This is a genomic window from Actinocrinis sp. (assembly GCF_035946395.1).
Classification (GTDB): domain Bacteria; phylum Actinomycetota; class Actinomycetes; order Streptomycetales; family Catenulisporaceae; genus Actinocrinis.
On record NZ_DASYZI010000134.1, the window covers coordinates 1 to 9,668 of the forward strand.

Consider the following 9,668-nt stretch of genomic DNA (forward strand, 5'->3'; position numbering starts at 1 on the left):
GTCGGAACGATCACCGTGGACTGCGACGCAGCCGCCCCGGTCACCCACGCGCTCGTCGCCGGGCGACAGGGCACGGCCCAGCAGGTCACAAATCTCGCAGTCACATTGACCGACACGGACGGGGCGCTGCACTCCGTGATCCTCACCGTCGACACCACGGCGCTCGCGATTCAAGGACGGGTGTGCGCGCGATGAGCAGCGAGACAGTGAGCAACGAAACAACGGGAGTGACGGGACCGGCAGGACCGGCAGGGGCAACAGAGTCGACGCATCGCGGCCGCCGAGGCCTGATCGTGCTGGGGGTGCTGGCGCTGATCGTGGGGGCTGCCAGCAGTTGGGCGTACAACGCCGGGCTCCCGACGCGACAGGATAGAGACGACGCGGTGATCCGTGCGTCAACGAATCCGTCGACGTATGTCACGCCCGGCGACTACAACAACCTGACGGTGCCAATCCGCAACGACAGTCCGTACGCGGTGACGATCGTCGGCTTGTCTCTGCCCACCGCGCCGCGAATCGAGTGGAACGGCGCGTGGACAGTCGTCCAGCCCGGCGAAACCGTCTCGCTGGAAGTGAACGCGCCGTTCGGCTGCGCTGCGATCCCGCACACGATAATGCACCCCGCAGCCGTGCTGGTGCTGTTGCGCGTGCAGACCGTGGACGGCGCCACACACTATTCAATGCGCACCTTCATCGGCGGCGCGCTCCAGTACGCCGCAGACTACTGCGCGATATCACTGCCCCCCGCCAAGGACGACAACACCGCCTGACTGCCATCGCCATCATCACTCGCCCCGCCGCCATTCACCGTCACCGAGTCGTCGATCAGCGGGGCACCACCGGCACTGAGCAGCGCCAGCACCTCGTCCGCGTAACGGTCCAGCTTCGTCGAGCCGACGCCCGGAATGACGGCCAGTGCTGCGCGGCTGGCCGGGCGTGTCTCCGCGATCGCGGTGAGCGTCGCGTCGGTGAAGACGCAGTACGCGGGCAGCGACTGCTCCTGAGCTCGCGCGGAACGCCAGGTCAGCAGCCGCTCGTACAGCTCCTCGTCCAGATCTGACGGGCAGTCGGCGCAGCGGCCCAGCTTGCGTTCCACCGGCTCGATGAGCGAGCGCCCGCAGACCCGGCAACGCACCGGTCCGGAACGCTTGACCCGCTTGTCCTCCTCGGTCGCACGGCCACCGCGCCCGCCGCGCCCGCGCACAACCGAGCCCTCGATGCTGCCGGAGCGGGCCTCCTGTGCCTCACGCAACGCGTCGAGAAACCGGGACGGTCGCCGCGTCGCCCGGCCTCCCGGGGCGCGGGCCAGTGCCCAGGACAGCCGCAGCCACTTACGCGCCCGCGTCACCCCGACGTAGAGCAGCCGCCGCTCCTCCTCGACCTGGTCCGGCGTCTCGGCGTAGCTGATCGGCAGCAGTCCCTCGGTCAGGCCGACCAGCAGCACCGCGTCCCACTCCAGGCCCTTCGCGGAGTGCAGCGAGGCGAGCGTGACGCCGTCGACCACCGGGGCGTGCTGCACCGCCGCGCGGGCTTCGAGTTCGCGCACGAAGTCGGCGAGTCCGGCCTCCGGGTGCCCGGCCGCGTACTCCGAGGCCAGCGCCGCAAGTGCGGCCAACGACTCCCACTGCTCGCGACTACGACCGGAACCGGCCGGAGGTGTGGCACTCCAGCCGCTGCCGGACAACACACCGCGCACCGCACTCGGCAACGGCTCGCCGCCCTCAGTCGTCGCACGCGCCGCCCCACGCAGCAGCATCACCGCCTGACGCACCTCAGGCCGCTCAAAGAAACGCTCCACACCGCGCACCACGTAGGGCACGCCGACGTCCGCGAGCGCCTGCTCGTAGACCTCGGACTGCGCATTGATCCGGAACAGCACGGCGATCTCGGCCGGACGGGTACCCGCGTCGATCAGCCGCTTGACCCACCGCGCGGCGCCCTCCGCCTCGGCCGTCTCATCGGGATACTCCTCGTACTCGACGGCCGGGCCTGGCGGACACTGCGCGACGAGTTCGACGCGTGCCCGCGCGGTGCGCCGCTGCGCGAGCGTGTCCATCGGCGCCTCGTTCAGCAGTGCGTTGGCGAGCGTGACGACCTGTGGTGTGGACCGGTAGTCACGTACCAGACGGACCAACGTGGCGTCGGGATGGCGATCCGGAAAGCCGAGCAGGAACTCCGGGGTCGCCCCGGTGAAGGAGTAAATGGTCTGGCTGGCGTCGCCGACGACGCAGAGCGAGTCACGCCGGCCGAGCCAGCAGTCCAGCAAGCGCTGTTGCAGCGGGTTGACGTCCTGGTACTCGTCCACCACGAAGTGCCGGTACTGGTCGCGCACCCGGTCCGCGATGTCCGGGCGGGATTCGAGCACCCCGACCGTCAGCAGCAGCACGTCCTCGAAGTCGATCGAGCCACGGTCGCGCTTAACCGCCTCGTAGGCCGCGTAGATCCGGCCGGTCTCGGCCGGATCGCGCGGCGGCAGCCGCCCCGCCTTGACCGCCGCGGCCGGGTAGTCGTCCGGGGTGACCTGGGTCGCCTTGGCCCACTCGATCTCGCCGGCCAGGTCACGCAGCTCGGCCCGGTCCGCACGCATCCGGCACGCCGCGACCGCCTCGGCCACCAGCGGCAGCTTGGTGTCCATCAGCTTCGGCGACGGCCCGCCGACCGTATGCGGCCAGAAGTACTGAAGCTGACGCAGCGCCGCCGAGTGAAAGGTACGCGCCTGAACCGCCCCGGCGCCGAGATACCGCAGCCGACCACGCATCTCCCCCGCCGCGCGTGCGGTGAAAGTTACCGCGAGCACCTGGTTGGGCGGATAAACCCCCCGCGCGACCGCGTAGGCGATCCGATGCGTGATCGCCCGGGTCTTACCCGTCCCGGCGCCCGCGAGCACGCACACCGGCCCCTGCAACGCGGTGGCGACCGCGCGCTGCTCTGTATCAAGCCCGGCAAGCAGGGCCTCCCCACTGTCGGCCGTGGTCGCGTGGGTCATGCTCCCCATACTCTCAGGCGGCACCGACACAAAGCCCGTCCTTTCCCGAATCCGGGATGATTCCGGCGCACGCGATCGTTGTCGCGGTGACGGAAGAAATCCGAAGTGGAGCAGCGATGACAACGCGGATGACGATGTACTCGACGACCTGGTGCGGGCACTGCCAGCGACTCAAGCACCAGCTGGACCGGGCCGGAATCGAGTACGCGGAGATCGACGTCGAACAGCACCCGGAAGCCGCCGAATTCGTGATGTCCGTGAACGACGGCAACCGCACCGTCCCGACGATCCTGTTCCACGACGGCTCGTCGATGACCAACCCGTCGCTCTCGCAGGTCCGCAAGAAGATCGAAGCCTGAGCCCGCAAAGCCCGCTGAGAAAGTGACGCACGCCTAGTGATCGAGCGCGGCACCCGCGCTCGATCTCACTCCGAATACAGCCGATCACGCCGTGTTGATTGATTACTCCGTGTCGTAAGGCGAATGCGACAGAGTGGCTCAAGACAGTTCACACCGTGGACATAGCGGCAACACTCTCGCCAAATGACGTTCATCCGGAGTAGGTTGCCGCCTACCACCGTGCGCGCCGCACGGCCGTGGCATCTTCGCACCAACGCACCACAGCCACACGGAGTCTTTGATACTGGTCCCGGGGTGGAGATCATGGCTACCGTCGAGTTCGCCGATGCGTCCCATACATATCCGGGGACGAAGAGCCCGGCTGTAAACAATCTGAACCTGGCCATCGAGTCGGGCGAGTTCATGGTGCTGCTCGGGGCGAGCGGCTGCGGCAAGACCACCGCGCTGCGGATGCTGGCGGGGCTGGAGACGGTGGACACCGGCGCGGTGTTCATCGACGGGGTGGACGTCACCCAGGTGCAGCCGGGTGACCGCGACATCGCGATGGTGTTCCAGAACTACGCGCTCTACCCGCAGATGACCGTGGCGGGCAACCTCGGCTTCCGGCTGACGCTCACCGGTGCGCCGCCCTCGGCCGTGGCGCGGCGGGTGCGGCGGATGGCAGCGCAGCTCGACTTGACGCCGACCCTCGACCGTATGCCGCGGACGCTGTCCGGTGGTGAGCAGCAGCGGGTGGCGATGGGCCGGGCCATGATGCGCGAGCCGAAGGTCTTCCTGATGGACGAGCCGCTCGGCGCGCTTGACGCGAAGCTGCGCACCGACGTGCGTGCGCAGATCGTGAGCATGCAGCAGCGGCTGGAAGCCACGACGATCTACGTGACGCACGATCAGATCGAAGCCATGACGATGGGTGACCGGATCGCCGTGATGAACAACGGCGTGCTGTTGCAGTGCGACACGCCGCGCGCACTGTACGAGAATCCGATGAACGCCTACGTCGCCGCCTTCGTCGGCTCGCCGCCGATGAACCTGATCAAGGCGCGGGTCGAGTACGACTGGGCCGTCGTCGGCGACGTGGACGTGATCGAGCTGCCGCTGAGCCGGAAGGTCGCGTCGGAGTTGCAGGTGCCCGAGGTGACGGTCGGATTCCGTCCGGACACCGTGCGTCTCACCCCTCCGGGCCACGGGTTGTACGCGCACGTCGACGCTGTGGAGAACCTCGGCTACGTCGCATACGCGCACTGCACGACCGGTGTCGGCGAGGGACGACGGACGATCGTGGTGCGCTGCGAACCGCATGCCACGCCGCGACCGGGTTCGGCGGTGGGGCTGGAGCTGTCCCTGGACGCGGTCCACTTCTTCGAGACCGAGTCAGGGCGCCGTCTCACTCCACAGCGCTAGTCACTGTGGTTAGTTGGTCCAGTGCTCCGCACATCACTTGAATGAGTAGGACACTCCGGGAATATCGGATATTTTCCAGTGCCGAGCAAGGCCATTGCTCGATGATGAGCCCGGATTGTCTCGGTCTGCATGTCGCTCGCTCAGGCAACGCGCAGAGGATAGGGCTAGTCATGGCGGTCCGCTGATCACTGCGGTCATTGCATCACGTGTCGTGCCGTGTCGAACGTGTTGCTCCGTGCCGATCAGGGCGCTGCGTCGGTGACCGGGGCGCCGTACCAATGCTCGATCAGCGCGCGGGCTATCGATATCTGCCCGGACAGCACTATCTCCCCGGATTTGGTGGCCTCGGTCAGTTCCTCGCGGCTGAACCAGCGCACTTCCAGCACTTCCTCGCCGTCGGCGCGCATCCGCCCGGGGTCCTCCACCGTGGCGGTGAAGCCGAGCATCAGGCTGCACGGGAACGGCCACGGCTGGCTGCCGAGGTACGTCACAGAGGTCACCGTGAGCCCGGCCTCCTCGGCGACCTCACGGGCCACTGCCTGCTCCAGCGACTCGCCCGGCTCGACAAAGCCGGCCAACACCGAGAACCGGTTCGGGCCCCAGGACGAGCCGCGGCCGAGCAGCAGCCGCTCCTCGGGGTCGGTGACGGCCATGATCACGGCCGGGTCGGTGCGCGGGTAGTGCTCGGTCCCGCAGTTGGCGCAGCGGCGGATGTGTCCGGCCGCGGCTACCTGGGTCGGGCTGCCGCAGCGCGGGCAGTAGCGGTGGCTGCGGTGCCAGTGTTCGAGGGCGACCGCGTGGGTGAGCAGTCCGGCATCCCGGTCGGACAGGTGCACGCCGACCTCACGCAGCGACGCGGGGCGCGCGTCGCCGTCGAACTGGCCGGGTAATGTCTCGGCCGGGACGGCGAAGAACGTGTAGCCGCTCTCGTCGCGGCCGAGCAGGTAACGATCACCCTCCGGCGCGTCATGCGAGGACAGCGTGACCAGGCGGGGGCGCGTAGCCCCGGCGACCACCGGGTCCGGCTCGTCGAGCACGAAGGCCCGGCCCTCGCTCACCACGAGCACGCGGGTGTCCGGGTTCGACCAGACGGCGGCCAGGGCCAGTTCGTCGAGCCGCAGTTCGGCGGTGCGGTCGACGGTGCCCCGCGCCAGGGCGAGCCGTCCGAGCGGTCCGGTCGCCGCGTCGCGGTGGTCGGCCATCGCTCGTTCCCCCTCCGTCGGGTACTGCTTCGCCCGGCGCCGGCCACCCGTCCGCCCGGACGCGGGCCTGCGCATGACGCACGGTCAACGTCTCCGGATGATCATTTGTTCCCCGCCAGGTCCTCCCACAGGTAGGCGGCCGCTTCGGCGCCCCTGAGCAGTCCGGCGATGTCCATCTTCTCGTTCGGCGCGTGCCAGCCGTCCTCGGGCAGCGCAACGCCGAGAAAGAGCACCGGTGCGCCGAGCACTTCCTGTAGATCGGCTTCCGGTCCCGAGCCGCCCTCACGCGTGTAGAGGATCTGGCGGGGCTCGCCGTCCGGATCGTCGGCGAAAGCGCGGCCGAGTGCCCGCGTGACGGAATTCAGCGCGGGGTGGTCGAGCGGGGTCAGGCACGGACGCACGCCGTCGCCCTCGAACTCGACCTCGTATTCGAGCCAGGACGGAATCCGCTCGGCCAGCCACAGCTCCAACGCCTTGCGGACCTGCGCCGGATCCTGCCCGGCGACCAGCCGGAAGGAGAGCTTGGCGTGTGCCTCGGAGGGCACGATGGTCTTCTGGCCGGGTCCGGTGTGACCGCCCCAGATGCCGTTGATCTCGGCGGTCGGCCGGGCCCAGACTCGCTCCAGCGTGGTGTACCCGGCCTCGCCGACCGCCGCCCGGGACTTGGCGGTGCGCAGCCAGGCCGCCTCGTCGAAGGGGAGCTCGGCGAACAGGCGCCGCTCGGTGTCGGTGAGCGCGACGATGCCGTCGTAGAAGCCGGGCAGTGCGATGTGCCGGTTCTCGTCGTGCAGTTGCGCGAGCAGGCGCACCAACTCGGTCAGCGGGTTGGAGATGGCGCCGCCGAACGAGCCCGAGTGCACGTCGCCGCTCGGGCCGTGCAGGTCGATCTGAGCGGCGATCAGGCCTCGCATGCCGGTCACCGTCGAGGGAGTGTCGCGGTCCCACATACCGGTGTCGGAAACGACCACCACATCACAGGCGAGCCGGTCGGCGCGCTCACGCAACAGCTGCGCGAAGTTCGGTGAGCCGGACTCCTCCTCGCCCTCGACGATCAGCTTGAGATTGACCGCAGGCGCGGTGCGGCCGGTCGCGGCCAGGTGCGCGCGCAGACCGAGGACGTGGAAGAAGATCTGTCCCTTGTCGTCGGAGGCGCCGCGCGCGTAGAGCTTCCCGTCGCGCACGCTCGGGTCGAAGGGCTGGGTCTCCCACAGTTCGAGCGGCGTGACGGGCTGGACGTCGTGGTGGCCGTACACGGCGACCGTCGGCGCCTGCGGATCACCCGACGGCCATTCGGCGAAGACGGCGGGCAGCCCGGCGCCGCCCGCGGTCTCCCAGATCTCGACGGTCGGGAACCCGGTCGCCCGCAGCTTGGCGGCCAGCCACTGTGCCGAGGCCCGCACGTCGCCGACCCGGTCGGGGTCGCCGGAGATGGACGGGATCCGCAGCCAGTCCTTGAGGTCTTCGAGGAACCCGGCCGAGTTCTGCTCGACGAAGGTCCGCACGGGAACGTAGGCGTCGGTAGACATGATCCGACTTTACCGGGTCGCCACGCCGTGCCCAGCGAGGCGGTTCACTGCACGTATGTGGACAGGAACCGCCCCAGCCCGGTGACGGCTTCTTCGAGATCGTGTACGCGCGGCAGAGTCACGATGCGGAAGTGGTCCGAGGCCGGCCAGTTGAAAGCGGAGCCGTGCATGACGAGCATCTTCTCGGCGTTCAGCAGATCCATCACGAAGCGCTCGTCGTCCGCGATCTTGTACACGTCCGGGTCGAGCCGGGGGAAGGCGTAGATGGCGCCCATCGGCTTGGTGCACGAGACGCCCGGGATCTGGTTGAGCAGTTCCCAGGTACGGTTGCGCTGGTCCCACAGCCGGCCGCCGGGCTCGGTGAGACGGTCGATCGACTGGAAGCCGCCGAGCGCGGCCTGGATCGCGTGCTGCACCGGGACGTTCGGGCCGAGCCGCAGGTTGGCGAGGATGTCCAGGCCCTGGATGTAATCCTCGGCGTGCTCCTTCGGGCCGCTGACGACTATCCAGCCCATCCGGTACCCGGCCGCGCGGTATGTCTTGGACAGGCCGTTGAACGTGATGGTCAGCAGGTCGGGAGCGAACAGCGCGGTCGGCCGGTGGGTGGCGCCGTCGTAGAGGATCTTGTCGTAGATCTCGTCGGACAGCACCATCAGCCGGTGCCGCCGGGCGATCTCGACCAGCCCGCTGATCAGCTCGTTCGAGTAGACGGCGCCGGTCGGGTTGTTCGGGTTGATCACCACGATCGCCTTGGTACGGTCGGTGACCTTCGACTCGATGTCGGCCAGGTCCGGCGACCAGTCGGACTGCTCGTCGCACAGGTAGTGCACCGGTGTGCCGCCGGCCAGCGCGGTCGCGCCGGTCCACAGCGGGTAGTCGGGCGCCGGGATCAGCACCTCGTCACCGTTGTTCAGCAGCGCGTTGAGCACCATGGCGATCAGCTCGGAGACGCCGTTGCCGATGTACACGTCCTCGATGTCGATGCCGGTCAGGCCTCGGGTCTGGTAGGACTGCACGACCGCGCGCCGGGCCGAGGGCAGGCCCTTGGAGTCGCCGTACCCGTTGGAGTCGGCCAGGCCGAGGATGATGTCCTGGACCAGTTCGTCCGGGGCCTCGAAGCCGAACGGCGCCGGGTTGCCGATGTTCAGCTTGAGGATGGTGTGGCCCTCGGCCTCCAGCTGCTTGGCCCGGGTGAGGACAGGCCCGCGCAGGTCGTACTGGACCTCGGACAGCTTCCTGGACTGTTTGAACTCCACGTGTCTGCACTCCAGTCTGTACGCCGCAGTCTGTACGCCGCGGCGCGGGCACTTCCTGCTCGGGCACTTCCTGCTCGGGCACTTCTTGCTCAGGTACTCCGCGGCGCGGGCACCTCTCGCGGGGCTGGCGACCAAGCCCCAAGCCGGCTCATGGCCTCTTGCCGGGTTGGACAAAGCGACTCATGGCGCTCATGGTCTCTCAAGGCCTCGCCGAGCCGGCTCGTCCGCGTCGGCCGGACCTCGGCCGTTCTGCCTGGAGCCTGTTTCTACCAGGCATGCCGCCACGCCCGCACCGGTGTTTCGCCATCCGGCTGTCTGGCGGGATCCTGCGCGGGGTCGCAGTCGCCCCTCAACCACGCTCGCCCTCAACCGTGCTCGATCTCAACCGCGCTCGATCTCGGACTCGACTGCTCCCGGCCTCGCACTCGACCTCACTCGATGAGCAACCGTTCGAGTGCGGCGCGGTCCGGCAGGTCCTCGGGCCGTTGAACCAACCCGGTTCGCACATAGAGGAACGCGGCGCGCACCTCCTCGACCGGCACCCCGGCCAGTTCCGCCCAGGCGAGGCGGTAGACGGCCAGTTGCAGCGGATCGGCGTCCGCGTTCCGGTTGGTCTTCCAGTCCACGACCTCGTAACTGCCGTCCGGGTCCTGGTACACGGCGTCGATCCGGCCCCGGATGATGTGCCCGCCGAGCAGCAGCTGGAACGGAGCCTCGACCCGGTGCGGCTGCCGACCGGCGTAGGGCGTGCGTAGAAACGCCGCCTTGAGTGCGGCCAGATCCTCGTCGCCCTCGATCTCCTCCTCACCCAGCAGCTCAAGTTCCTCGTCGTCGAAGAGCGTCTGCTGGCCGAAGCGGTGTTCGACCCACGCGTGGAACTCGGTGCCGCGGCGCGCCTGAGGCGCCGGCGGTCGAGGCATCGGCCGGAACAGTTCCTC

General features: G+C 68.7%; 9 protein-coding genes. 4 read left to right on the forward strand and 5 right to left on the reverse strand.

Annotated features, from left to right (window positions below):
* Positions 1 to 195 (forward strand): hypothetical protein (locus tag VGS97_RS08460; protein ID WP_326852714.1); only part of this gene is annotated, 195 nt, incomplete at its 5' end.
* The gene (locus VGS97_RS08465) at positions 192 to 770 is read left to right on the forward strand and encodes a hypothetical protein (protein WP_326852715.1); all 579 of its coding nucleotides are present in this window, start codon (positions 192 to 194) and stop codon (positions 768 to 770) included. The genes VGS97_RS08460 and VGS97_RS08465, both read left to right, overlap by 4 nt.
* Here the strand turns inward: VGS97_RS08465 and VGS97_RS08470 are convergent.
* The gene (locus VGS97_RS08470) at positions 722 to 2,995 is read right to left on the reverse strand and encodes an ATP-dependent DNA helicase UvrD2 (RefSeq protein WP_414641667.1); all 2,274 of its coding nucleotides are present in this window, start codon (positions 2,993 to 2,995) and stop codon (positions 722 to 724) included. The genes VGS97_RS08465 and VGS97_RS08470 overlap by 49 nt on opposite strands.
* A gap of 107 nt (positions 2,996 to 3,102) precedes the next feature.
* On the opposite strand from VGS97_RS08470, the gene VGS97_RS08475 reads away from it, so the two are divergent.
* Positions 3,103 to 3,345: a mycoredoxin gene (locus tag VGS97_RS08475; protein WP_326852717.1), complete on the forward strand. Its 243-nt coding sequence runs from the start codon at positions 3,103 to 3,105 to the stop codon at positions 3,343 to 3,345.
* Between the two features lie 303 nt (positions 3,346 to 3,648).
* The gene (locus VGS97_RS08480) at positions 3,649 to 4,746 is read left to right on the forward strand and encodes an ABC transporter ATP-binding protein (RefSeq protein ID WP_326852718.1); all 1,098 of its coding nucleotides are present in this window, start codon (positions 3,649 to 3,651) and stop codon (positions 4,744 to 4,746) included.
* 242 nt (positions 4,747 to 4,988) lie between these two features.
* Here the strand turns inward: VGS97_RS08480 and nudC are convergent, their stop codons facing one another.
* From nudC to VGS97_RS08500, 4 genes are all read right to left on the reverse strand, one after another.
* Positions 4,989 to 5,948 carry an NAD(+) diphosphatase gene (nudC, locus tag VGS97_RS08485; RefSeq protein WP_326852719.1) on the reverse strand — a complete coding sequence of 320 codons (960 nt, stop codon included), beginning with the start codon at positions 5,946 to 5,948 and terminating at the stop codon, positions 4,989 to 4,991.
* Positions 5,949 to 6,049: 101 nt separating this feature from the next.
* Positions 6,050 to 7,474: a dipeptidase gene (locus VGS97_RS08490; RefSeq protein ID WP_326852720.1), complete on the reverse strand. Its 1,425-nt coding sequence runs from the start codon at positions 7,472 to 7,474 to the stop codon at positions 6,050 to 6,052.
* A 44-nt stretch (positions 7,475 to 7,518) separates the two neighbouring features.
* Positions 7,519 to 8,730 (reverse strand): pyridoxal phosphate-dependent aminotransferase, encoded by a 1,212-nt coding sequence (locus VGS97_RS08495; RefSeq protein ID WP_326852721.1) that lies wholly within the window; start codon positions 8,728 to 8,730, stop codon positions 7,519 to 7,521.
* A gap of 431 nt (positions 8,731 to 9,161) precedes the next feature.
* A partial coding sequence (locus tag VGS97_RS08500) for a PD-(D/E)XK nuclease family protein (protein WP_326852722.1) occupies positions 9,162 to 9,668 on the reverse strand: 507 nt, incomplete at its 5' end.

What these genes read in the sequence shown, in the direction of transcription:
- VGS97_RS08470 (WP_414641667.1), bottom strand. Translation starts at nt 2,995, where the DNA reads ATGGGGAGCATGACCCACGCGACCACGGCCGACAGTGGGGAGGCCCTG.
- nudC (WP_326852719.1), bottom strand. Translation starts at nt 5,948, where the DNA reads ATGGCCGACCACCGCGACGCGGCGACCGGACCGCTCGGACGGCTCGCC.
- VGS97_RS08480 (WP_326852718.1), top strand. Translation starts at nt 3,649, where the DNA reads ATGGCTACCGTCGAGTTCGCCGATGCGTCCCATACATATCCGGGGACG.
- VGS97_RS08490 (WP_326852720.1), bottom strand. Translation starts at nt 7,474, where the DNA reads ATGTCTACCGACGCCTACGTTCCCGTGCGGACCTTCGTCGAGCAGAAC.
- VGS97_RS08475 (WP_326852717.1), top strand. Translation starts at nt 3,103, where the DNA reads ATGACAACGCGGATGACGATGTACTCGACGACCTGGTGCGGGCACTGC.
- VGS97_RS08465 (WP_326852715.1), top strand. Translation starts at nt 192, where the DNA reads ATGAGCAGCGAGACAGTGAGCAACGAAACAACGGGAGTGACGGGACCG.